The sequence below is a fragment of the Bradyrhizobium sp. BTAi1 genome (assembly GCF_000015165.1).
Taxonomy (GTDB): domain Bacteria; phylum Pseudomonadota; class Alphaproteobacteria; order Rhizobiales; family Xanthobacteraceae; genus Bradyrhizobium; species Bradyrhizobium denitrificans.
Genome location: NC_009475.1, coordinates 91,982 through 113,840, shown reverse-complemented (window position 1 = coordinate 113,840; position 21,859 = coordinate 91,982). Strand labels below are relative to the sequence as shown.

General features: G+C 58.1%; 21 protein-coding genes and 3 pseudogenes. 14 read left to right on the top strand and 10 right to left on the bottom strand.

Annotated features, from left to right (window positions below):
- Positions 1-303 precede the first annotated feature (303 nt).
- A complete protein-coding gene (locus BBTA_RS37440) occupies positions 304-1,194 on the bottom strand; it encodes a TIGR00730 family Rossman fold protein (RefSeq protein WP_011931005.1) in 891 nt (296 codons plus the stop codon).
- Positions 1,195-1,421: 227 nt separating this feature from the next.
- Between BBTA_RS37440 and BBTA_RS37435 the strand changes: the two genes are divergently transcribed.
- The gene (locus BBTA_RS37435; RefSeq protein ID WP_011931004.1) at positions 1,422-2,786 is read left to right on the top strand and encodes an MBL fold metallo-hydrolase; all 1,365 of its coding nucleotides are present in this window, start codon (positions 1,422-1,424) and stop codon (positions 2,784-2,786) included.
- A gap of 114 nt (positions 2,787-2,900) precedes the next feature.
- On the opposite strand, the gene BBTA_RS41060 is transcribed toward BBTA_RS37435, so the two are convergent.
- Positions 2,901-3,068, bottom strand: coding sequence for a hypothetical protein (locus BBTA_RS41060; RefSeq protein WP_168167961.1), 168 nt, complete (start codon positions 3,066-3,068; stop codon positions 2,901-2,903).
- Positions 3,069-3,132: 64 nt separating this feature from the next.
- Between BBTA_RS41060 and BBTA_RS37430 the strand changes: the two genes are divergently transcribed.
- From BBTA_RS37430 to BBTA_RS37405, 6 genes are all read left to right on the top strand, one after another.
- Entirely contained in the window at positions 3,133-3,459 is a 327-nt protein-coding gene (locus tag BBTA_RS37430; protein WP_148221670.1) for a hypothetical protein, read from the top strand.
- Between the two features lie 575 nt (positions 3,460-4,034).
- Positions 4,035-4,709 carry a hypothetical protein gene (locus tag BBTA_RS37425; RefSeq protein WP_011931002.1) on the top strand — a complete coding sequence of 225 codons (675 nt, stop codon included), beginning with the start codon at positions 4,035-4,037 and terminating at the stop codon, positions 4,707-4,709.
- A complete protein-coding gene (locus BBTA_RS37420; protein ID WP_011931001.1) occupies positions 4,702-5,949 on the top strand; it encodes an OpgC domain-containing protein in 1,248 nt (415 codons plus the stop codon). The genes BBTA_RS37425 and BBTA_RS37420 overlap by 8 nt, the downstream gene beginning before the upstream one ends.
- A gap of 56 nt (positions 5,950-6,005) precedes the next feature.
- Positions 6,006-6,419, top strand: a complete 414-nt coding sequence (locus tag BBTA_RS37415) for a DUF1622 domain-containing protein (RefSeq protein WP_011931000.1) — start codon at positions 6,006-6,008, stop codon at positions 6,417-6,419.
- Positions 6,420-6,450: 31 nt separating this feature from the next.
- Positions 6,451-6,612 (top strand): hypothetical protein, encoded by a 162-nt coding sequence (locus BBTA_RS41055; protein WP_168167962.1) that lies wholly within the window; start codon positions 6,451-6,453, stop codon positions 6,610-6,612.
- A 209-nt stretch (positions 6,613-6,821) separates the two neighbouring features.
- Positions 6,822-7,960 (top strand): IS3 family transposase gene (locus BBTA_RS37405; RefSeq protein ID WP_148221383.1). Its coding sequence is split into 2 segments (ribosomal slippage): positions 6,822-7,086 and positions 7,086-7,960, totalling 1,140 coding nucleotides; the frame shifts between segments, so codons are not numbered across the junction.
- A gap of 72 nt (positions 7,961-8,032) precedes the next feature.
- Here BBTA_RS37405 and BBTA_RS37400 read toward each other — a convergent pair.
- A complete protein-coding gene (locus BBTA_RS37400) occupies positions 8,033-9,022 on the bottom strand; it encodes a TorF family putative porin (RefSeq protein ID WP_011930997.1) in 990 nt (329 codons plus the stop codon).
- Positions 9,023-9,429: 407 nt separating this feature from the next.
- Between BBTA_RS37400 and BBTA_RS37395 the strand changes: the two genes are divergently transcribed.
- Together BBTA_RS37395 and BBTA_RS39550 are read left to right on the top strand one after the other, a co-directional pair.
- Complete coding sequence (locus BBTA_RS37395) at positions 9,430-9,855, top strand: helix-turn-helix transcriptional regulator (RefSeq protein WP_011930996.1); 426 nt, start codon at positions 9,430-9,432, stop codon at positions 9,853-9,855.
- Between the two features lie 108 nt (positions 9,856-9,963).
- Positions 9,964-10,395, top strand: a complete 432-nt coding sequence (locus BBTA_RS39550; RefSeq protein ID WP_011930995.1) for a helix-turn-helix transcriptional regulator — start codon at positions 9,964-9,966, stop codon at positions 10,393-10,395.
- A 188-nt stretch (positions 10,396-10,583) separates the two neighbouring features.
- On the opposite strand, the gene BBTA_RS37390 is transcribed toward BBTA_RS39550, so the two are convergent.
- On the bottom strand, positions 10,584-11,876 hold the full coding sequence (locus tag BBTA_RS37390; RefSeq protein WP_011930994.1) for a hypothetical protein: 1,293 nt from the start codon (positions 11,874-11,876) through the stop codon (positions 10,584-10,586).
- A 183-nt stretch (positions 11,877-12,059) separates the two neighbouring features.
- Here BBTA_RS37390 and BBTA_RS41560 point away from each other — a divergent pair.
- A pseudogene (locus BBTA_RS41560) lies at positions 12,060-12,224 on the top strand (IS3 family transposase); the annotation flags it as partial.
- Here BBTA_RS41560 and BBTA_RS41925 read toward each other — a convergent pair.
- Together BBTA_RS41925 and BBTA_RS40545 are read right to left on the bottom strand one after the other, a co-directional pair.
- Positions 12,223-12,404: pseudogene (locus BBTA_RS41925) on the bottom strand (IS3 family transposase); the annotation flags it as partial. The pseudogenes BBTA_RS41560 and BBTA_RS41925 overlap by 2 nt on opposite strands.
- Positions 12,380-12,510, bottom strand: a pseudogene (locus tag BBTA_RS40545) (IS3 family transposase); the annotation flags it as partial. The pseudogenes BBTA_RS41925 and BBTA_RS40545, both read right to left, overlap by 25 nt.
- A gap of 293 nt (positions 12,511-12,803) precedes the next feature.
- Here BBTA_RS40545 and BBTA_RS41555 point away from each other — a divergent pair.
- Positions 12,804-13,019: a hypothetical protein gene (locus tag BBTA_RS41555; protein ID WP_244424516.1), complete on the top strand. Its 216-nt coding sequence runs from the start codon at positions 12,804-12,806 to the stop codon at positions 13,017-13,019.
- A gap of 16 nt (positions 13,020-13,035) precedes the next feature.
- Here the strand turns inward: BBTA_RS41555 and ppk2 are convergent, their stop codons facing one another.
- The 3 genes from ppk2 to BBTA_RS37370 form a co-directional block, all read right to left on the bottom strand.
- Complete coding sequence (ppk2, locus tag BBTA_RS37385) at positions 13,036-13,827, bottom strand: polyphosphate kinase 2 (protein ID WP_011930993.1); 792 nt, start codon at positions 13,825-13,827, stop codon at positions 13,036-13,038.
- A gap of 26 nt (positions 13,828-13,853) precedes the next feature.
- Positions 13,854-14,579: a Bax inhibitor-1/YccA family protein gene (locus tag BBTA_RS37380; RefSeq protein WP_011930992.1), complete on the bottom strand. Its 726-nt coding sequence runs from the start codon at positions 14,577-14,579 to the stop codon at positions 13,854-13,856.
- A 922-nt stretch (positions 14,580-15,501) separates the two neighbouring features.
- Positions 15,502-16,188 carry a DUF6629 family protein gene (locus BBTA_RS37370; protein WP_041751815.1) on the bottom strand — a complete coding sequence of 229 codons (687 nt, stop codon included), beginning with the start codon at positions 16,186-16,188 and terminating at the stop codon, positions 15,502-15,504.
- Positions 16,189-16,296: 108 nt separating this feature from the next.
- Here BBTA_RS37370 and BBTA_RS37365 point away from each other — a divergent pair, with 108 nt between their 5' ends.
- From BBTA_RS37365 to BBTA_RS37355, 3 genes are all read left to right on the top strand, one after another.
- Positions 16,297-17,427: a glycosidase gene (locus BBTA_RS37365; protein ID WP_011930989.1), complete on the top strand. Its 1,131-nt coding sequence runs from the start codon at positions 16,297-16,299 to the stop codon at positions 17,425-17,427.
- A 22-nt stretch (positions 17,428-17,449) separates the two neighbouring features.
- Positions 17,450-19,891, top strand: a complete 2,442-nt coding sequence (locus tag BBTA_RS37360) for a cation-translocating P-type ATPase (RefSeq protein WP_011930988.1) — start codon at positions 17,450-17,452, stop codon at positions 19,889-19,891.
- A 260-nt stretch (positions 19,892-20,151) separates the two neighbouring features.
- A complete protein-coding gene (locus BBTA_RS37355; protein ID WP_011930987.1) occupies positions 20,152-20,766 on the top strand; it encodes a DUF2939 domain-containing protein in 615 nt (204 codons plus the stop codon).
- A 265-nt stretch (positions 20,767-21,031) separates the two neighbouring features.
- Here the strand turns inward: BBTA_RS37355 and flgF are convergent, their stop codons facing one another.
- Positions 21,032-21,766 carry a flagellar basal-body rod protein FlgF gene (gene flgF, locus BBTA_RS37350; protein WP_011930986.1) on the bottom strand — a complete coding sequence of 245 codons (735 nt, stop codon included), beginning with the start codon at positions 21,764-21,766 and terminating at the stop codon, positions 21,032-21,034.
- Between the last annotated feature and the right edge of the window lie 93 nt (positions 21,767-21,859).

Sequence of the window (21,859 nt, the reverse complement as noted above, 5' to 3'; positions counted from 1 at the left end):
GTAAACACGCTTCTCCACGCGCATGAACACGTTTTCCCTCTCTTCGATATCTATCGAAGAAGTGCAGCGCACTGGTGCCACGTACGCCAGAAGAAGCGCGGAGAGTGCACGGGCTGCACGGACGGCGACCTCCAAGTGTGGCGGCTGCGATGGTCACGTGGATGCTCTTCAAGGATGTGGCAGATAGTAGCATCTCACATCGACGATCGACCACCCGCATTAATGTGACGTTTCGGAAAGGCATTTCAGCCGCGAAAGCGGCATGAGGGTAGGGTTGAACCGCCGTCAAGAACGGGAAGCTGGTCACGATGAAGGCCCGCGTGATGAGGCGACTGAACTGCCGCCGAGGGTTTGCCGAAGGGCGGAATCCGAGGCTTTGACATGACTAAAATGCGAGGCCTTACAGGAAAGACCCGGCACGCCAAGTCCGCAAGAAAGCAGCTTCGACCATATATCTTCCGCTGTTTCGGCGAAGCGGAAAAGATCGCATTCCGATCTGTCGATCGTGCCGCTCTCAATTAACGCTTCAAAATTGACGGCAGAGCGCCAATATTGCTCGTCGAACAGCACGATTGGGATGGCTGGCGACTTTTTCGTCTGCCTCAAGGTCAGGATTTCGAATAGTTCGTCAAACGTGCCAAATCCTCCCGGGAATGCGACAAGCGCATTTGCGCGCATGGCCAAGTGCATCTTTCGCATTGCGAAATAATGAAACTGAAACGTGAGTTCCGGCGTGGAATAAGGATTGGGCTGCTGCTCCTGCGGCAGGGTGATATTGAAGCCGATGGAAGGCGCTCCCGCTTCGGTTGCTCCTCGGTTTGCGGCCTCCATAATCCCCGGACCGCCTCCGGTCGCAATGACGTTGTCGCGGACGCCATCGTTCGAGGTCAGAGCGCCTCCACGTTCGGAAGCCAAGCGCGCGAACGAGCGTGCTTCTCTGTACCATCTTGCGTGCCGTGACGGCCCGTTCTCTCGAACACGTGCCGATCCAAAGACCACGATGGTCGACCGTACACCCCACGACCTCAGAAACTCCTCCGCCTTTTCGTATTCCAGCATGAACCGCACGCCACGCATGGAGTCGCCAAGCAGGAAGTCTTGATCGAGTGCCGCCAGGGAATACGCGCGTGAGCGCGTCTGCTCGGTGTTCGAGAGCGGCAAGGTTTCCGTGGGCGTTCCCGGCTGGTCGTCCATTACAGCACCCGCTTCACAAGTTGCGGATTTCATTATTCTTCCTGTCGAGAGGGTTGTTGCGCTGGATCAATAAGCCTACGAAAGTCCCTCCTATTCTCCTTAAGCCGTTAGGGGGCGCACCGCCTCTGACGTGTACTGAGATTGGTCTGGCCGCTGGTGCGGCCGGAAGCATGAACAACGCGTCGGATCAGTCAGAGCACCAAACTAATGACTTAAAGGGGGACGGAATGGGCCTGAAGTTGTCTTTTCTCGGCGGGGCCGGAACGGTTACAGGCTCAAAATATCTTCTTGAATCAATATCTCATCGGCTTCTCATCGACTGCGGCCTCTTTCAGGGAGGCCGCACTCTTCGAGAGATGAACTGGAAGAGATTCGCGGTAGAGCCTGCCGGCATCTCGGCTGTTGTCCTGACCCATGCCCACCTTGATCATTCCGGCGCGCTCCCTCTGCTGGTCAAGCAGGGATTTAATGGAATGATCCTATGCTCCGAGGCGACGGCCGCCCTTTGCGAGGTGCTGCTGCGAGACTCCGGGCATCTGCAAGAGCAGGATGCGAAATATGCCAGTAAGCGCGGGTTCTCCAGACAAAAGCCTGCTCTTCCGCTTTACACGGTGAAGGACGCGGAAGCGGCCTTACGCCTGCTAAGGCCGATATCCTTCCATGCTGACTGCGAGTTACCTGGCGGTGGAAACCTGGTACTTCGGCGTGCCGGTCACATCCTCGGAGCCGCCTCGGTCGAACTTGAGTGGGAGCGAACGTCGGTCGCATTCTCAGGCGACTTGGGCCGGCACGATGATCCCATCATGTTCGAGCCCGAACCGTTGGTAAAAGGAGATTATCTGATCGTCGAATCGACCTATGGCGATCGCTCACACCCTAAAGTCGATCCTCAACGCGCGATAGAAGAAGTCGTCGGCGCGACGACGAAACGCGGTGGCACAGTCGTCATTCCAGCATTTGCCGTTGGCCGTGCTCAGGCGCTGCTCTACTATTTTGAACGCATCAAATTGGCCGGCGGCCTAAGCAATGTCCCGATCTTTCTCGATAGCCCGATGGCAGTCGATGCCAGCGAGATATTCTGCAAATTCAAGACCGATCAAAAGCTCTCCTACGATGAGTGCAAGAGAGCGTGCGCCGTTGCGACCTATATCCGCTCAGTCGAAGACTCGAAGCGTTTGAGCGATAGTCCTGTTCCAAAGGTCATCATTTCCGCCAGCGGCATGGCAACCGGCGGGCGCGTGCTCCACCATTTGCGACGCTTCGCGCCGGACCCGAAGAACACGGTTCTCTTCGCCGGGTATCAGGCCGAGGGCACACGGGGGGCGGCGATGATTTCAGGTGCCAGAACCATTCGGATCCACGGCCAGGATGTCCCGATCGTCGCCGATGTTCGCAACATCGACGCCCTGTCCGCTCACGCCGACGCCGACGAAATGCTCGGATGGCTTAAGAGTGGACGGATCGCTCCGAGTCGAACCTTTATCACCCACGGTGAGCTGCGCGCCGCGCATGCTCTGCAGAGCCGAATCACGAAGGAATTGGGATGGACCTGTGTCGTACCTGAGCAATGCCAGGAGGCAACGCTGAACTGACGTTGGTCGTTCGTATGATTCTCGAACTGAGCATGTCCTTGAAGCCGCATCTATCGGGATCGGCACCCCGGAGGGGTGACCAGCAATTCAGGGTGCCGGATCACCACAGTGCAATCACCGCTCTTTCTTGGGCCCCATGTGATGCGGCACATCGGTCTTGGGTCCACCACCATAGTGGTGGCTGCTGCTGCCCGACCGGCTCTTCGAGCCCGTGCTCTCTTTCTTCGCCATGTGGTGTGGAACCTTCAGTTCTTTGAGATTAGTCAAATTGCCGTCGGTCAATCGCAGTAGCCTCCTCAAGCTAGCTAGTCATCACAACTGGTTGCGAAACCATATGGAGAACATGATGAGGACGATCGATCAAAAACGCTTTGCGGCAGCCTTAGGCTTTGCCCTTACCTTAGGGTTCTCGGGAGCAGCTTCGGCACAACAGCAGGCGCCGGATACCCAGACTCAACAAAGCGCACCTGCTCAGCAAACCACCCCCGCCCAGCCGGGTCCGGGCATGGGCCAGCGCATGATGCACGAGGGAACGGAGCACAGCAAAATGGGCAAGGAAATGATGAAAGAGCATGGCCGGATGGGCGGCACAACGAGCGATTCGAATTCGGCGACGACCGGTACCACCGCGCCGGCGAATCCGAACGCGGCGCCGCCCTCCGGCTCCAAGTAATCGTTTGTGTGCTTTCCTGACAGCCCGGACAAGGCATCCGGGCTGTCAGCTTTTGATGTGTCTAAATTCGCTTTTTAGGGGGTAGCGTCGAATGCGCTGGGGAATCGGCACTCAAATGCCGATCGGGCTGACAAAGACGGCTCAGCAATGATCCGGCCGAAGATTGAGGCGGCGTTCTCAGCCGTGATGAAAGATACCGAGTGCTTGGGGCCTGTAGCGGCTCCCATGTGCAAAGCCGCTGCAGAAAACCGCATTCGTTTGTTTCGGTCCCATGTGGCGGGCAGTTGTCTTCGAACCGCCGCTGTTGTGATGGCCGTTGGTCGTATCAGAATCGAGTATTCGGACCCGAGCGTAAGACCACGTTTGGCCTCTGAATTTTGATGTAAATCAAGCTCAGCAGCCATCAGACTGGAATATATCAGCCGATGACCGCGTTGATCGCCGGTCCATAACGACCGGCAGAAGAGAAGTTCACCAAATTCACAACCAGGGACTAACACGCTTCATGCCTCCGCTGCGGCGAGCTGTCAGAAAACGTACCCGAGCCGCGCCTGATTTTTGGTGATGGAGGCCGAATGATTGTTCACGCGACCACGCACAAGATCATCCGGATGATTCTCACGCAGGCCGAGCGCAGTTCGTTTGTTCCTCTGGTCGGATTGGCGGCGTTCCTCTCAACTCTTTCGATGACCGTCCCTGTAGAGGGGTTGGTCGTCGTCGCCTCTTTGGCCTGCCGGCGCCGCTGGATCGTGAGTGCGTCCATCGCGGCCGTCGCGAGCGCCATCGCGTCCCTCGGCTTCTATCTCGCCTTTCATCATATTGGCTGGAACATCTTGATTGAGCGCTACCCCGAACTTGCCGGATCGCGAGCCTGGTTGCAGGCGGCCGATTGGCTGTCGCAATATGGCCTGTTCGCGATATTCGGACTGATGGCCGTGCCGCTCCCGATCCCCAAGCTGCCGATGCTCGCTGTGGCCGGAATCTATCGGCTGCCGATACCGGACGTCTTTGTCGCCATTGTCGCCGGCAAGATCTTCAAATATTTGGCCTACGCCTACATCACCGTTCGATTCCCGGAGGCCTTTCACTTCCTCACCGACCGCTCGATGCCATTGAACCGCCCTCGCTCAGTTCGACTGCATACCTTGATAGTTGCCGGCATGGCGATCAGTCGTAAGATGCGAATCGGGTCGTCTCCGTCGACGACGCAGAAAGACGTCATCAGAAATGGAGGAAGCAACATTGGCTGACGAGACCACTGGCCGCGCGCCCGGCTGGACTCTGCAGATTGCCGTTTTTGTGCGGCAGCGGGTTTGGGAAACCATCACCGTTCGATCTGTGCTGCCGAAGTCACAGCGCGACGTCCGCTTGGATCTGTTTCGTGGTCTTGCGAATTGGCTGATTTTTTTGGGGCATATTCCGGATACGGTGCTTGTCTGGTTCACGACGCGAAACTACGGTTTCAGCGATGGGGCCGATCTTTTCGTGCTAATCTCCGGCTACACGGCGACTTTCGTTTTCGGCAAGATGATGATGGAGCACGGCTTTGTGATCGGCGCGACGAGACTGTTGCGCCGAGTCTGGCAGCTCTATGTCGCCCATTTGCTGCTGTTCCTCATATACCTTACTGCGGTCCATTACCTTGCTCATAGGTTCGATGATCCGCATCTCATGGATCAATTCAACGTTGCGCCCCTGATGAACTTTCCCGTCGAGACCCTCGCTCAAGGCCTGGTGCTCAAGTTCAAGCCGCTCAATCTCGACGTTCTACCTCTCTATATCGTGTTGATGGCTGCGTTCCCGATTGTCCTTTGGTTCATGATGCGATGGCGCAATGCGGTGATGATCGGATCAATCGGCTTGTATCTCGCCGCTCGTCATTATAGCTGGAATTTTGCGTCGTATCCCGCCGGAGTCTGGTACTTCAATCCGTTTGCCTGGCAGTTGGTCTTTGTGTTCGGAGCCTGGCTCGCCCTCGGCGGCGCTGCGGCAAGTCGGGCAATCCTGCAAAATCGCATTCTCTATGTCCTGAGTACCGCCTTCGTTCTGTTCGCTCTTGCCGTTACTCTGGCAGAACGCATTCCCGAATTGCAGCGGTTCGTTCCTGAGATCATTGCCAGAGCGTTCATTCCGAACGACAAGACCAATCTCGCTCCCTATCGCGTGATCCATTTGGCGAGCCTGGTGTTCATCGTAGTTTCGCTCATTCCGATCGACTGGCCGGGCCTGAAGTGGCCGATCTTCAAGCCGCTCATCAGATGCGGTCAGCAGTCACTGCCCGTCTTTTGCGTCGGCCTATTCCTGTCGTTTATCGCGCATTTTGTGTTGGAGTACGGTTCAGAGGGGGTTCTGGCGCAGCTCGTGGTCGGCGTCGCGGGCCTGTGGATCATTACGATCATTGCTTACTATCGAACCTGGTCGAAGGATATCGACAAGAGCTTGTCTTCCGGCGCAAAAATGACGCAACGTGCAGTCGGCGGCGAGCCATAAGCCAGGTCGGAGGATGAAGTCGGGTTCTCAATTCGGAGGCATGTGGTGAGGCAAGGATGATCACCTCGGAAGCGATGTTCGCGGAGCAGACTCAACGCGCCATATTGCACGGGCTTCATTGGACGGCTTCGATCGTCGAGCTGCTTGGGGTGGTGGTGATCATCTGCGGCGTCGTCGTTGCGACCGCATGGTCGTTCGGCGAACTGCGGCATGGGGAATTCGTCGCCGCGTTTGGTTCCTATCGCGCCATCCTCGGCCGTGGCATTTTGCTGGGCTTGGAATTCCTGATTGCCGCCGATATCATCGGGATGGTCGCAATCGTGCCATCGTTCGACCGGCTTGGCATCCTCGCGCTGATCATTGTGATCCGCACGTTCCTAAGCTTCTCGCTTCAAATCGAAATCGAGGGCCGTTGGCCTTGGCAGCGGCACGCCGCGGCTCCCGACAAGGCGGATCACGCCGGACTCTGAGACTTCCCCGGTTCCGGGAGACTTACCCCGGATGACGATCAACTATTTTGTTGGTGGATATAATCTGGATGACCATTTGGGGAGGACAATCCCGTCCGGTCGATCGATGTCTTCGTCGATGAGCTTGTCCGTCAACACGGCGGGCTTCAAGGCCGAGTTTCCAGCCGCAGCAGCCGATCGTTCGTTCGCCTAGCAGAAGCGCCCACCTTCATCATCATCGTCTAGCCGATCGAAGAGCCCCGCTTGCCTCGATGAAGGCTCGGCGGCGGCGCTGTATCGGCTCCTCTAAGACAAACTGGCGGCAACCGCCATTGTCGCGATCGATCATTGCTCGAGGTGACCTGACCGGGCTTTTTTGAACCAAGCTTTGTGAGAAAGTGAGCTTGGAAAGGAGCTTTGATCATGCCGAAGAAGAGGTTCAATGCGGAGCAGATCGTGGTGCTGCTGCGCCAGATTGAAGTGTTGATGTCGCAGGGCAAGGCCGCGCCGGTGGCCTGCCGGGAAGCCGGAATTTCGCAGCAGAGTTATTATCGCTGGCGAAAGGAATACGGTGGTCTTGAGCTCGATCAGGCGAAGCGGATGAAGGATCTGGAGCGGGAGAATATCCGCCTCAAGCGTCTCGTTGCCGATCTGTCGCTGGAGAAGCAGGTGCTCAAGGACGTTGCCTCGGGAAACTTATAAGCCCCGAACGGCGCCGGCAGGCGGTCGATGGCATTCGAGGGAAGTACGGTCTCTCCGAACGCCAGGCCTGCCGGATCGTCGGCCAGCACCGCGGAACACAGCGATACGCCACCATCGTTCGATCTGATGAGGATGCGTTGACGAGAGCGATTATCTCTCTCGCGTCCCAATATGGGCGATATGGCTATCGTCGGATCACGTCGCTGCTGGTCGATGCCGGCTGGCACGTCGGATGTGATCGGGTCCAGCGGATCTGGCGCCGTGAGGGGCTAAAGGTACCCAGGAAGCAGAAGCCGCGGGGTCGGCTCTGGCTCAACGACGGATCCTGCATCCGTTTGAGGCCGCAGCATCGTAATCATGTCTGGAGCTACGACTTCGTCGAGGCGCAGACCCACGATGGGCGCAAGCTGCGGTTGATGACTTTGATCGACGAGTTCACCCGGGAATGCCTGGCAATCAGGGTGGCTCGCCGGATCAACAGCTTCGGTGTCATCGAGACGATGGCCGACGTAATGCTCGAACGCGGTGTGCCAGAACACATCCGGTCGGACAACGGCGCGGAGATGACAGCCAAGGTCGTGCGCAACTGGTTCGCCAAGCTCGGAGCAAAGACGCTCTACATTGCGCCCGGCAGCCCATGGGAAAACGGCTACTGCGAGTCCTTCAACGGCAAACTGCGCGACGAATGCCTGAACGGTGAAATCTTTTACAGCCTGAAGGAGGCCACTGTCGTCATCGAGCAATGGCGCAAGCACTTCAACACGATCCGACCGCACTCATCGCTGAGCTACCGGCCCCCGGCGCCGCAAACATCGGCGCCGACACTGCAGCATCTGGATCGGAGCGCAGCGATGCAGTAGTCTCTATCCCGCTGGTCCAAAATATCCGTCAGGTCAATCGCTCTGCCGCCCCCGAGGTCTTGAGAGAATGACTTACTTCAGGCTGGTCATCGCGGTCAGGTCAGCCGAGAGCTTGACGATACCGGCCGCGCCGCACCAATTCGAACCTGTCCCGAGCGGATTGATCGGGGTGACGTTGGTCGTTCCGGAAGCGTTGAAAGAACCCGTGAAAGCGCTGCAATTACCCTTCGACAAATCGGTGTCGGAATAGCGCAGGTCCAGCGCGAACACCTTGTAGGTAAAACCTACGCCGATGTTCCAAGTGTTGTAATCAGCATAGTGGATGCCATTCGGGAAAGCCGGGACACCGTAGAAGCTGTCGGTCGTTCCAAACCACTGCCGCCCGAACTCACCGGAGACATACATGCCAACGCCGCTGCTGCCGAAGATCGTGCTCGGGGCGGTGTACTTGCCGGTGATCGAAGAATAGTTGCCCCAGGCGCCTGAGTTCAGGAAATTCGGCGAGTAGTACTCGTTCAAGCCGAACTGCCAGTTTTCATTGATTGTGTAGCTGACCTTTCCATAGGCCTCGAAAAAGCTGACGTCCTTCTTCATGGTGTTACCATTGGGGAGGGCGTTGGCTGCGCATTCCGCGCTGACCGCCTTACCGGCGGCATCAAACGGGGCGCCGAAGAAGCAGGTGCCGCCCGGATACAGGTAGCCCCAGACGCCGATATCGAAGGCAAATGCCCCGAAGGTCGGACGAATACCGCCGTAGATATCGATTTCAGCAGCGGGCCGGTTGGTGAACGAGATGCTCTCGCCGGCGAGGCCAACATACAGCTGCAGGTCCTTGGTGACGTTGTAGCGCGGCTCAAAATAGGCCGCGACGGAGGGCTTGTGATTGGACTGGGTGACGCCGCGGAAGATGTAGTCGTTCATGATCGCGCTGCCGAAGGCGAAATCCCAAGGATCGAACGGCGCCGGCGGCGGAGCCTTGACAGCTTTCACAGCCATATCGGCCGCAAAAGTCGAGCTTGCCGTCATCGCAAGCACTGCTGCGACCAAAACCAATCTCTTCATGACGATCCCCATCACCGTTGAACTTCAGCCCCATTGCCGAGCGCCACGAAGGGCAAGGTACTTAGCGACTGCTGGAAACTCTTTCCGGCAACGACCTTGCTGAAAAATAGCAGAATCGTGAAGCCATAAACGCGGGCATTTGCCTAAGAGTTGGTCATTTCGAACGCTCTGCGCGAGTTTCGCTGACGAGTGTTGCATGCGCGCCACAGAAGTAACGCTCGTCAGGAACATGCGCGATTTCCGATCCCCCAGTTTCCCGCGCCATCTACGCAACACCCGCACCTTCTTGGTCGCTGTCCTCCCTTTGCAAGGCTTGAATTTTGGGGTCCTCAAGACCCAGAACTCGGTAAATCTGTGGTGGAAGAGCCGATTGCTATGTGGTTTTTTATCGATCTCTGGAGATTGCCATGAACGGACTTGAGCTGAAGAAATGGCGCAAACTTCTGAATTACACGCAGGAGCAGGCGGCGAATGAATTCGGGGTCACTAGACCAACCATTCAAAACTGGGAATATGAGATCACGCCGGTTCCGGTCGCGGTCGATTTGGCTTCCCGGCAACTCTTGCGACGTTGGAAGCAACGTCCCGGGTTCGGGCCCGTTACCCTCGTCTACGCGAGCGCTCCGCTCTCGCCGACGCAAGATCGCGTGGATCGGCTGCCGACTCTATTCTGCAGACGGTACCTCGACAACAATGCTGCCTTCCTCAGGGTCTTGGAACTGAGAAGCAGCTCAAACTTCTTTAATCCGCTGATACTCGATGACACCAACCTCATCATCTGGGGCGGACCTCAGCTAATGGAAGAATGCGAAAAGCTGCATTTGCAAGGTTAGGAGCTGCGAGGCAGGCAGAATTCAGCAAAGTTGGAGTTACGTTGGGAATTCTAGGAATTGCTTTAGGCAGGCCCATTCAATGCGTTTGATCTCATAAAAGGTGGCGAGTTGGATTCCTGGGATTTAAAAAAGTGGCGGAAAAAACATGGATTCAATCAGTTTGAGGCTGCCGAGAAGCTTGGAATAAATCGGGGCGGCTTCCAAAATTGGGAGCGAGAAGTCAGGCCGATTTCAAGAGCCGTCGAGCTCGCTTGCCAGGAGATCACACGACGCTGGCAACAGCGTCCGGATTTCGGTCCCGTGATTCTCGTGTATGCCGATGGCCCGATATTGCAGCAGTCCGACGAACCCTACTGCGTCGCCCTTCGGCGCTGTGACCGTCACCCCAACAACGAAGCTGCCATCGAAGAAGCCTGCCGTTCGGGACTTGATCCCTTGCTCTCTAGTCCATTCATTCTTGCGGAAGACGGCTCGGTCATTTGGGAGAGCCCAGAGCTTTTGGAAGAATGCAACAGACGGAGTTGTGCAAAGCCGGCATAGCCGTTTGCACTTCATGGTCGAGGACCAGATATGCCGCGCGTGCAACAACGGCGCTCGTACCAGCCGAACTGTTGCTTCAGCGGAAGCATTTGCGGCAGCGCTCCACCCCCAAGCTGCCTGAGCTAATCGTGGCGGGCGGCCCCTCAGATCGACGCTTCGGACACCCTGCCGTCGTGCAATGCGACGCCTTATATTGTGGCGGGTGGCGGAACTGAAGTAATCGGTCTTGCGATCGCAAGCACGCCCTTGAGGCCGTCACCGAAACGGGCAATCGATTCCCGATGATTTCGAAGTTCGCTATATGGAAGATATCGTAAATTCAACTCGGACACGCGGGAGAACGCGGGTCGGCTGAATTGCCTCCGCACCTCGCCTTCCCGATCATCCGGCGCAACGAGAAAGAAGTGATGAGCGGCAGCGCCTTCTATACCAAGAGCAAGGTCGAGCATTCTCACGATGCCGGAGTAGATGCTGGTCGTATGCTCAACCTCAAACGCCGCGGCGACACTTCCCTGGGCGTCGATCCAAAGAACGTCAATCAATTTGATGGTTTCGCCTGCCGCCGCATCTGCAATCTTGCCGGGCAACTGCGTAAGACAGCCGTCACCGAGCCGTCCGTTACCGTGGGACCGCGAGGAATCATTCGAGGCGATCCATACGCCATAACCCAATGCCATTCCAAGATCTCGTAGCCATCCCTGTATTTCGGTGTGGGTGTGGTCGGCGTCGCGAGCGAGAGCTGCAGCTTTCGTCGCTGCGGCGGATTCGGCCCGGACCTGCTCAAGATCTGCCTTCCAAGCATCGAGCGAGCCGTTCATCTCCTGCTGCGGCAGCGGATAGCGTTCCGCGCCCAGATCGAACAGGAATGCGGCGGCTGCGCCCAAATCGTTCGACAGCAAGCTCCGATGTTGGGAGTTCAGCGTCAGAATCCCTTTTCTCATCGCCAGATACTGATCCCACCGGCCGAGCTTGACGCCCGCGTTCGTCAACGCGTTGTAGCCTTTTACGATGGCCGTATTGAACGGGGGCGTGATTGTCGGATGCAAAAAATAGAGCAGATTCGCGGCAGCCGGCCCGAGGCCTTTGATTGTCGCCTGATCTAGCGTTCGGATTGCATCGAGCACTTGCTCCTCGGTATTGCAGCAAAGGCAAGAGTCGAGAAATCGGCCAAAGGCGGCTTGGTTTGGACGGCTCTCATAAATGTCAGGAATGCGCAGTTTCGGCTTCCACATAAACGCGTGATCGGCACCCTTGAATACTTGCCGCTGCTCGGCGATCGAGTCGAGCACCGTCTCCAGGGAAGAGCCCCTATATGTGTTACCGAAGGTGTCGGCCTTGATTTCTGCGATCACCTCCTGGAGCCCGCGCCGGATAGACCTGAAGTTCTTGATCCGCTCCTCCCACAGGAACCAGCTCCGGTAGGTCCCGCGTTCGTCGTCTCTCCAGTGCCTAATGAGGTCTCCGACCCAACTCTGATCCACGAACTAAGCCCCTTGTGCGGCCGTTTGCCGAATCCTTCAGCCGATTGCACTTAATATAGCTTGAGGGTTGGTTCGCGAAACGGCCATTTCTCCGCAAGTCTTCCAAATATTGGGGGGGTGCCTCGACCGATCGCCAGGGGACCTCTTGCCCCTCGGGCTTATTCCCGCGGCGCTCAAGGACCTCTTGGGAAAGAAGTGGCGGCGCCCGCGGGGAAACGGGAAGCTGTCGTGCATCTGCGAGAGGAATTCGGATGAGCGAACGGCTGGCGTGTAAAACCATCGGCTGCTGCCGCATGAGCATGCGATATCGGACGACCCGGGCTGACGATGCCAGCCTTCGCCGACGCAGCATTGGCGCCCTGGTCCGATCGCCCGCTTGCGGCCGCCGCGGCGGCGCACTGTCAGCTTCTCTTCCCGGTGAGCCGGAAGAGCCCCGCCTGAGCAGCACATACAGCCGCCGATAGCCTAAGTGGCGGCGTTGTGGGCGATCGCCCTCATGGGATGCCGGAGAGCGTGGTGTCCGCCACGATCGCCAGGCACTCGCGGGTACAATATCAACGACGGTCGGAATGCGGAAGCGGCGGCCGCAGGTCAGCTGGTCCGACGCAAAGTCGAGCGATCACCGGTCGTTCGGTACCATCGGAGCCCGTGTGGCGCGGGAACTGGACCGGGCTGATGATCGAGCGCGGCAGGCCCAGCATGGGCCGATTTGCTCTCGACCGATGCGGTGCAGATCAAGGTCGGCGCAACGGTCAGGATCGACGGTTGGGGCGGCCCAGCGATACAGGGAAAGGTGGTCCGTATTGACCCGGCCGGCTTTCTAAAGGTAGTCCACGCCTGGCATCGAGGAGCAACGGGTGTGCGTCACCATCGATTTTGACGATCCGCCCGAGGCATGGTCGCAGCTTGCCAACTGGAGCGCAGACGATGGACGTGCCGGTCAGTGCGCTGTTTCGAAAAGGCAACGAGTGGGCGGTGTACGCGGACAACGGGCGGGCGCAAACAAAGGTCGTCAAAATCGGCCATCGCAACAATCGGATCGCGGAGGTGCTCGCAGCGCTTCCAGTCAGAACCCAGGTGGTACTGCATCCGAGTGACCGAATTAGCGACGGGACGCGAGAAGCCGAAAGACAAATTCGTTAGAAAATAGCTACGCTGGTCATTTCGCCAGAAGCCCGGCTTGGGCGTGCGTCTCATCGTATGGGAAGACGACGCCGAGATCCGGCACTGCAAGATGCTTGTCGGTCTGCGGACACTCCAGGCGCGTCAGCATATCCCGGATGACGTTCAAGTGCGCAAGGTGCTTGTCGTCCGCCCGCACCACAATCCACGGGGACAACGGACTTGAAGTGCGTGCCAGCATCTCATCGCGCGCCTCGGTGTAGTCGTCCCAGTGCTTCACCGCCACTTCGTCAATGGCACTCGTTTTCCATTGCTTCAGCGGGTCGTGCCGCCGGTCCTTGAGTCGTCGCTTCTGCTCCTTCTTCGTGATGTCGAGGTAGTACTTCATGATCTGAATTCCGGATCCGATCAACATGTGCTCGAAGGGAAGAACATCTTCCATGAAGCGCTCATACTCGCGATCCGTGCAGAACTTCATTACCCGTTCCACGCCGGCGCGGTTGTACCAGCTTCGGTTGAAGAGAATTAACTCCTGCGCTGCAGGAAGATGTGTCGCATAGCGCTGAAAGTACCAGGAAGTGGTGTCCCGATCTGACGGCTTGCCAAGGGCCACAACACGGGTTTCCCGCGGGCTGAGATGCTCGACGATCCGCTTGATCGTCCCGTCTTTTCCGGCCGCGTCACGGCCCTCGAATATGACCAGCACCTTGTGATCGTGCTTTATGACGTGTTTTTGAACTTTGACGAGCTCGATCTGGAGATCGCGCAGCGCTGACTCGTATCGTGTGTGGCCGTCTTGCTTGCGACGCGTCTTTATGCTCTTCGCCATTTCGCTTCACGATCCCTCAAGACGTCCTACTGACGGCGGTTGCCGGTGAGCTGCAGCAGCAGGATGAACAAATTGAGAAAATCGAGGTAGAGCGCAAGCGCACCCATGATCGCCTTCTTGCCGGCAACTGCAGAATTGTCACTCGCCAGGTAGATCTCCTTTATGCGCTGTGTGTCGTAGGCCGTGAGTCCGACGAACACGATGACCCCGATCACCGAGATGGCGAGTTGCAAAGCCGACGACGCCAGAAACAGGTTCACCACGCCGGCAATGATGATGCCGAACAGGCCCAGCATCAGGAACGAGCCGAAGCGCGCGAGATCGGCGCGCGTCGTATATCCGTAGAGGCTCATGGCCAGAAAGGTCGCCGCCGTGATGAAGAAGGTGCGAGCGATGCTGACGCCGGTATACATCAGGAAGATTCCGGCGAGCGACAATCCGACCAAGCCGGCGTAGGTCCAGAAGGCGGTTTGCGCGGCGCCAAGGCCCATCTTCTCGATGCGGAAGCTTAACAAGAATACCGGCGCCAGTGGCGCCAGCACGATGACCCAGAATAGAAGTGGCGTCTGCACGAGCGAGGCGTAAAGACCTGTTTCGGCAGCCCCATAGGCAACAACCCCGGTGAGCACTAATCCTGCTCCCATATAGTTGTAAACGCTAAGCAGAAACTGCCGCAATCCGGCGTCGATTTCGGCCCCCAAGGGGAGCGTCCGTGCAAGCCCTGTCAGATCAGGTGCGTGATGGTCGCTCATGGGAGGTCTCCTGATTGCCTGCTATTGGCGAGCTCCTCCAACAGAGCTCTCCGATATGCCGAGACATCTACGTCACAGCCGACACTGATCGATATTGAGGCAGATCAACCAAACAGCCCCTGACGTTCAGAATATACAGTAGAGCCCGAGCGCTCGAACTTAATCCATCTCAATGTCAGAAGCGCTGTTCCGGCGTTAGCTGCCCGGCACAAGAGTGGCCCAGTCGCCGGCTCTTGGCGTGCTGTTAGGTTTTGGGGAGCAGATACCGAGGGCGTCGCGGGGGAACACGCGTTGTAACGAAGCCGATGATTCCGCAGTTAGAAGGAGAAATACGATGAGTTGGCTCAATAGCAATTGGATCTGGTTTGCGCTTGGCGCGGTCGCACTCTTCATGTTCAGCCGAAGTGGCTGTGGCACGACCCATGCCGGTAACGATCATCGGCGGCCGCGCGATGGCGACCAAAATGATCCAGGTCGCGAGACGACGGATACGCCGATTGTGACCGTTGCCGCACCGGGCTCCGAGAACACGCTGGTGCCATCGACTGGCAATATGCACAGCGCTCCCCCGGCAGGCGCAGGCGTGATGGCCACCGAGCATGCCGGCCACGACAGCGCGAAAGGTGAGACCGGACCCCGCCGCCATCATCACGGATGTTGATCATCGCCGTGAACCGCCCAAATCTACTCTTCCGCGTCACAGCAAGGTTCGTCAGGAGAACAAAACTGACCAGCAAAACCAATACACCAACCCAGCCCGCATCGGGGCACGGATGCTGCGGCGGTCAGTCCTCTAAGGACAGGGCGGCGCCTACGGTCGTCGCCGAGCCGAAGGCGGCGCCATCCTCCGTGGCCAAGCGTTCAGCGTCGGCGGAAGCCGCTCCATGCTGCTGCCATCGCGATGCAACAAGCGCACCGTCGCCTATCTGAATATCTCCGGGCATTCACGGCAGCATTTGTTCCACACGATGATGTAGATCAAATGAAGGGTTCCGAGACCAGCTAGGAAGCAGAATAACGATATGTAGGCAAAACTCAGAAACACGTAGTCCGCCACTGTGATGGCAATCAGTGTCAATCCAAACAATCGTATGTGCAGGTAGGTTGAGATCATTGTCGGTGTAATGAGCAGAAAAACGTAGATCAGATAGGTTAGCCAGCGCGGGATCAGATAATCGAGAAACATGGTGTCTTCGTAGGCCAGTGACTGCCGATTGATCCTGACATCGACCCAATCCGGATGGAAAAGATGCGGGACGAAGAGGACCAGGTCGAAAGCAAGACCCGCCAAGGCAAAGCCCAGCAACGGCAATTTGCGCCGGCTCGCTGGAGGCTCCAGAAAATAGATGCTGAACGGTACCCAGACCGGCCAAATCAGCCAGGAGAAAAAGATAAAGCCCATGGCGACCCACCAGATCATGGATGGGTCGGAGTTATTCAGTCCCATCCAGACATGACCTTCCATGAATTGCTGAAGGCCAGCCAGAGTAGGCATTTGAGAAACGGGAAAGTACCGTTTGTTGATCTTGAATGCCTTCCAGCCTGCAAAGGCGCCGCCGGCGATCAGGACGCCGCCGGCAGCAAAACTTACGGGTTCGCAGAAACACATCCTCAATGCTTATCCTCAGAGGGAGGAGGCAGCAATGACCAAGGTTGCGCTCGAAATCGGTGGCGTCTTTAACTCGACGATCGTTGTGCGATCCAGTGAGCCGACGGGATGAGTGACTTCCGGTTGCGGCGTCTTGGACTGTTGATGGAGCCGGAGGCGGGCAATCCTCTGGAGGCCGAAGGCGTCCTGAACCCGGCCGCCGCGCGTGGCCCGGATGGTCAGCTTTATCTTTTCCCGCGGCTGGTCGCGCGGGGCAACCACTCTCGCATCGGCATAGCGCGAGTCTTGTTCAACGAGGCCGGTGATCCAGTCGGGGTCGAGCGACTTGGTATCGCACTTGAGCCCGAAATGGATTACGAACTGCGGTTGGACGGCACCGGTGGCTGCGAGGATCCGCGTATCACGTTTGTCGAGCGGCTCCGACGTTACGTCATGACTTACACCGCGCATTCGCGGAGCGGCCCACGGATCGCGCTGGCAATATCCGAGGACTTGTTCCGCTGGCAACGCCTGGGGTTGGCTACCTTCCGGCCATATGAGGGCATTGAGTTCGAAGGCGTGGACAACAAGGACGCCAGCGTCTTCCCTGTCGCCATACCGGATCCATCGGGACAGCTTTCAATGGCCATTCTGCAGCGGCCACTGTTTCCCGGAACTCGTCCGGAGGAAGCGGCACGCCAGACCGTGCCCGACTCGGTGGATCTCCATCGCGAAAGCATCTGGATTTCCTATTGTTCGGCGGCCATGACCGGCTGTGAACCCTTTCATCTCTGTCATTTCGGCTCGCATCGCCGCCTGGCCGCTCCGGTGGCCGCTTGGGAACAGCTCAAAATCGGCGGCGGTACTCCACCCATTCTAACTCGGCACGGGTGGCTGACCATCTACCACGGCGTCAGTGAGCTTCCGGCATCTCCGGGATCCCCATCCAAGCTGTGCTACTCGGCCGGCGTGCTGGTGCTTTCGAAGGATCTTCCTCACGTCATCCGCTATCGTTCGCAGGAGCCCGTGCTGACACCGGAACTGCCGCAGGAACGCCAGGGTATCGTCGCCAATGTGGTATTCCCCACCGGTATCGATCGGCGAGACGATATCGGGTCGCCCGATCGGCTCGACGTTTACTATGGGATGGCAGACTGCCGGATTGGCGTGGCGAGACTCGATGTACCAATGCGCTTGCCGTCAGACGGGCTGGAGAATCTGCCACAAGCAAAGCTAATCGGCGAGGGTGAAAGAGCCTAAGTATCGGTAGGAGCAGGCATCAATGACGAAGATTACGCTTGAAGTCGGCGATCTGTTCTCGGTCCTCGGCGCACACGGGATCGAACGGCAACTACAGCGCGTAGCAGGTGTCGGTCGCGTATCGGTCAATCCGGTCTCCGGCTCGACAACTGTTCTGTTCGACCCGGGGAAAGCCAGTCCAGCCGCGATACAGAAAGCCATTGAGGATTGTGGCTACCATTGCGGGGGTGAAGCCCTGCCGAGACATATTTGCGAGAAGCCCGCTGTGCCGGAGCCTGGTCCGAAGGCTCTGGTGAGTCAGCCCAAGCATGTGCATCCTCAAACGCACGAGGACCACGGCGGAATGGTTCATCCCGACATGAAGTCGTCCGGCGCGATGGCCGACCACAAGACGCATGGCGGAGAAAAGAGCGATGCCATGGCGCATGAAATGGGCCACGGCGCCGGCATGGACATGCAGGACATGGTCCGCGACATGCGCAACCGGTTCTCGATCGCGCTCGCCTTCAGCCTGCCGATCTTCTTGTTCTCGCCGATGGGAATGGACATTATCCAGATCCCGCCACCATTCGGCCTGCGGCTGGACCTCGTCCTGTTCATTCTCGCGAGCGCCGCCATCCTTTACCCGGTCTGGCCCTTCGTCGTTGCTGCTTACCGTGCGCTCCGTAGCGGTGTTGCAAACATGGCCGTCCTGGTCGTGCTTAGCGTGGGCACCGGATATCTGTTCAGCGTCGGCTCTACGTTCTTCTATGGCGGCCAGCAGTTTTATGAAGCCAGTGCAATCCTGCTGGTCTTCATCCTGCTCGGACACTGGTTGGAAATGCGCGCAAGGGCAGGCGCGTCCGAAGCCATCCGCGCATTGATGGATTTGGCGCCACCAAAGGCATCGGTGCTCCGGGAGGGCAAGGAAGTCGAAGTCCCGACCGCCGAGATCATCTCCGGCGAAACAGTCGTGATCAGGCCGGGCAACAAAATCCCGGTCGATGGAACCGTGCTGGAAGGGTCGTCACTGGTCGACGAATCCATGCTCACGGGCGAATCGATGCCCGTGAACAAGAAAGTCGGCGATGCGGTGATCGGCGCCACCATCAACAAGAGCGGTGCGTTTCAGTATCGCGCGACCAAGGTTGGCGCTGACACGGCGCTCGCCCAGATCGTAAAGCTGGTCCAGGAGGCGCAGAACTCCAAAGCGCCGTCGCAACTCCTTGCGGACCGCGCGTCGCAATGGCTGGTGCTGGCAGCAGTTGCCGTGGGACTGCTAACGTTCGTCGTCTGGTACTGGTGGGTCGGCCAGACGCTGCTGTTTGCGCTGAGCCTGACGATCACAGTTTTCGTGATCGCTTGTCCTGATGCACTTGGTCTGGCGACGCCGATGGCAATCATGGTCGGGACCGGGCTAGGCGCCATAAATGGCATCCTGTTCAAGAATGCGTCGGCTCTGGAAGACGCAACCAAATTGAATGTCGTCATCTTCGACAAGACCGGCACGCTGACCGTGGGCCACCCCGAGGTAGTGGATATCGCGATAGCTGCTGGCGCCTCCGAAGATCAATTGCTATCCGCAGCGGCTGCGGTGGAAGCAGGGTCGGACCATCCCTTGGCCCAGGCAATCCTGCGCCGGGCCGCCACCGTGAAGGCAACCAAGGCGACCGGTTTCAAGAATGTCGAGGGCAAGGGCGCGCAAGCCGAGATCGACGGCAAGACGGCACTGCTCGGCAATAAGCTGCTGATGATGGAGAACAACATCGATCTCGGCGAGCTCGGCGCAAAATCCGAGGAACTGCAGGGCGCCGGACGAACGGTCGTTCATCTCGCAGTAGACGGCAAGCTCGTTGGTTTGATCGCCATTGCCGATGCGGTGAGACCGACGGCGGTGGCAGCGGTCAAGGCGCTGCGTTCGCGGGGCGTCGAGGTCGCGATGTTGACAGGAGATAATCAGGGTACGGCCGAGCGGATCGCAAAGGGTCTCGGGATCGATAAAGTTTTCGCCAATGTGTTGCCTGGCGACAAGGCGGGCAAGGTCAAGGAACTCCAATCGCAAGGTAAGAAGGTCGGCATGGTCGGCGACGGCGTGAACGACGCTCCGGCCTTGACCCAGGCCGATGTTGGCTTCGCAATCGGTGCAGGCACTGATGTCGCGATGGAAAGTGCCGACATTGTGTTGATGAAGAGCGATCCTTTCGATGTGGTCGGGGCCATCGAACTATCCCATGCGACGCTCAGAAAAATGCACCAAAACCTATGGTGGGCGGTCGGCTACAACGTGATTGCCTTTCCGCTTGCCGCCGGCGTGCTGTATCCATTTCTCCTTGGGCCAAGCATCGCCGCTCTTGCGATGTCCGGTAGTTCCGCGCTTGTCGCAATCAATGCTCTGATGTTGAAGCGGACCAGGCTGACTGGTATCCGTCGTCAGCGGCCAACTGCGTCTCCCGGCGCGTTCACCACCGTTACGGCAACGTCGTGATCACGCGCCCCGCGTCGCATAGCGGCCAGCAATAGCGGCGCCAGGGCGACAATTGCAAAAAGTCGCTGCCGCGAGGCAATCCCTCGCCGCTTCCCTGTTTCGATGAGCTAGCCTTGGTAACAGGAAATTCACCGGACCTGCACGACCTTCACGTTGGGTGACACAAACTGTTCTGCTCGTCGCGAAGCGACGGCTACGCCACGTTGGTTGATTAGGATCAATAGCGATTGTTTCGCCCCGCCTAAAGTGACGTTAGTCGGTTGGCCGAATCGAACACGGGCCTGAAGAAATTCGGCCTCGTCTCATTCGGAAGCCGGCAATCAACCTTAAGTGGCAAAACTGAAATGCAAATCTCCAGCACCGCTACCGTGCCTTTGCCTTTCATTCGGCGAAAGTCGCTTTGGCTTGTCGTGGCAGCTCTTGCCATTGTTTATCTGATCTACCCGTACGTGACGTTGTACCGCTTGGACCGCGCGTTGGAAGCCCGCGATGCGGCGACGATCAGTGAGCTAATCGATTGGCCCGTTGTCCGTCAGCAACTCAAGACCGATTTCGGCAGCTCGCTCGTCACGCGGGGGCACGAGAGAAGCGGAATCGAGACACTCGGTGCCGCGCTTGGGATGGCTTTGAGCCCTTATGTTCTCGATCCGCTCGCGGAAGCGGTTCTCTCCCCATCAGGTCTTATCACATGGTACTCCGAAGCGCGCCAATCTGGACGATCCAGCACTTTGATCGAGGCTATCAGCTACGCATTCTTCAGCGCGCCGACACGGTTCGACGTGTCGCTCCGGACGAACGAACCGCAATACCCGACTTTGCGTTTCGAAATGAGGCTGGAAGGCGTCCGATGGCGTGTGAGCCGGCTGTTATTGTGATCTGGCGGATATTTTGAACCAGCGGCTGATGACGCAATCAGGGATCAGAATGGAATGCTGGTCGTCCCTGAGTGAAAAGCCGATCAGCTCGCTTTGGCGAATAGCGACAGATGTAATCCGACCTTCTTGCTGAGGGGCGGCAGACATTTCTTACGGCGATCACCGGGGGCCTCCGAACGAGGGGATGGAGTCCATGGACAAGGGTGGCGGGAGGCGCGCATCGCGCTTCTCACTGAAATCCGGACACCGATTATTCGCGGACGATTCAGTCGGGGACGGATCCCAGCTTGTTGAGATCATCGACGTTCTGCGAATTCTTGAGTAGCCCACCCACCTGTTCGTAGGACCTGGTAACTTCGCTCAATCGGCTCATCTCCTGGACGTTTTGGACGTTGGACTTCTCCAAATCTCCGACCAAGAGTTTTACCGACCCCGTCGGAATATTGAGAGCAGGAGACCTGCTCTCAAAAAGGTTGGAGCCCATCGCTTGCAGCGGGCCGTCGAAACGAACGAGGCGGAGACTGCCGATAGTCCGCTGGCTGGAACTGATGGTGCCGTCCGAAGCGATCGTCAATGAGCGCTCTCCGGGTGCGACCGTGATCGGACCGGTCCGGGAGAGGATCGGCAGGCCATCCATCGTGACCAGGCGTCCCGTGGCATCCGTGGTAAGCGAGCCGGCCCGCGTGTAGCGCTCACCCTGCGGCGTCTGGACGGCAAAATACCCGTCTCCAACGATGGCTACGTCGAGAGGATTGCCGGTGAGTTGAATTGCGCCTCCTGCGGAATCCGGATACTGGAGTCCGGCGTTGACCAATGAGACGGGGCGCTCCCTTTTTCCGTTGGCTTCGCCCTCCTTCGCCGGCGAGAGATATTCCTGAAAGGAAAGCTGGCGCGCGCGAAAGCCGGTCGTGTCAGCATTGGCAACATTGTTGGCAACGTTGTCCAGCCTGCGTTCCAGCGCGATCAGTCTCGACAGATGAATTGTCGTGGTCTCGCCCATATGCGCCCACCGAATCAGCCGGGGTTCAGTTGGACCGAGCCTAGCGGATTTCCGATCCCCGCGACTTCCAACTGTTCGGGCATTGCCGGGCTT

Bases quoted from the DNA above. Each gene is read 5' to 3' on its own strand.
- BBTA_RS37440 (WP_011931005.1), bottom strand. From the start codon at position 1,194: ATGGACGACCAGCCGGGAACGCCCACGGAAACCTTGCCGCTCTCGAAC.
- BBTA_RS37435 (WP_011931004.1), top strand. From the start codon at position 1,422: ATGGGCCTGAAGTTGTCTTTTCTCGGCGGGGCCGGAACGGTTACAGGC.
- BBTA_RS37430 (WP_148221670.1), top strand. From the start codon at position 3,133: ATGAGGACGATCGATCAAAAACGCTTTGCGGCAGCCTTAGGCTTTGCC.
- BBTA_RS37425 (WP_011931002.1), top strand. From the start codon at position 4,035: ATGATTGTTCACGCGACCACGCACAAGATCATCCGGATGATTCTCACG.
- BBTA_RS37415 (WP_011931000.1), top strand. From the start codon at position 6,006: ATGATCACCTCGGAAGCGATGTTCGCGGAGCAGACTCAACGCGCCATA.
- BBTA_RS41055 (WP_168167962.1), top strand. From the start codon at position 6,451: ATGACGATCAACTATTTTGTTGGTGGATATAATCTGGATGACCATTTG.
- BBTA_RS37400 (WP_011930997.1), bottom strand. From the start codon at position 9,022: ATGAAGAGATTGGTTTTGGTCGCAGCAGTGCTTGCGATGACGGCAAGC.
- BBTA_RS37395 (WP_011930996.1), top strand. From the start codon at position 9,430: ATGAACGGACTTGAGCTGAAGAAATGGCGCAAACTTCTGAATTACACG.
- BBTA_RS41555 (WP_244424516.1), top strand. From the start codon at position 12,804: ATGGACGTGCCGGTCAGTGCGCTGTTTCGAAAAGGCAACGAGTGGGCG.
- ppk2 (WP_011930993.1), bottom strand. From the start codon at position 13,827: ATGGCGAAGAGCATAAAGACGCGTCGCAAGCAAGACGGCCACACACGA.
- BBTA_RS37380 (WP_011930992.1), bottom strand. From the start codon at position 14,579: ATGAGCGACCATCACGCACCTGATCTGACAGGGCTTGCACGGACGCTC.
- BBTA_RS37370 (WP_041751815.1), bottom strand. From the start codon at position 16,188: ATGTGTTTCTGCGAACCCGTAAGTTTTGCTGCCGGCGGCGTCCTGATC.
- BBTA_RS37365 (WP_011930989.1), top strand. From the start codon at position 16,297: ATGAGTGACTTCCGGTTGCGGCGTCTTGGACTGTTGATGGAGCCGGAG.
- BBTA_RS37360 (WP_011930988.1), top strand. From the start codon at position 17,450: ATGACGAAGATTACGCTTGAAGTCGGCGATCTGTTCTCGGTCCTCGGC.
- flgF (WP_011930986.1), bottom strand. From the start codon at position 21,766: ATGGGCGAGACCACGACAATTCATCTGTCGAGACTGATCGCGCTGGAA.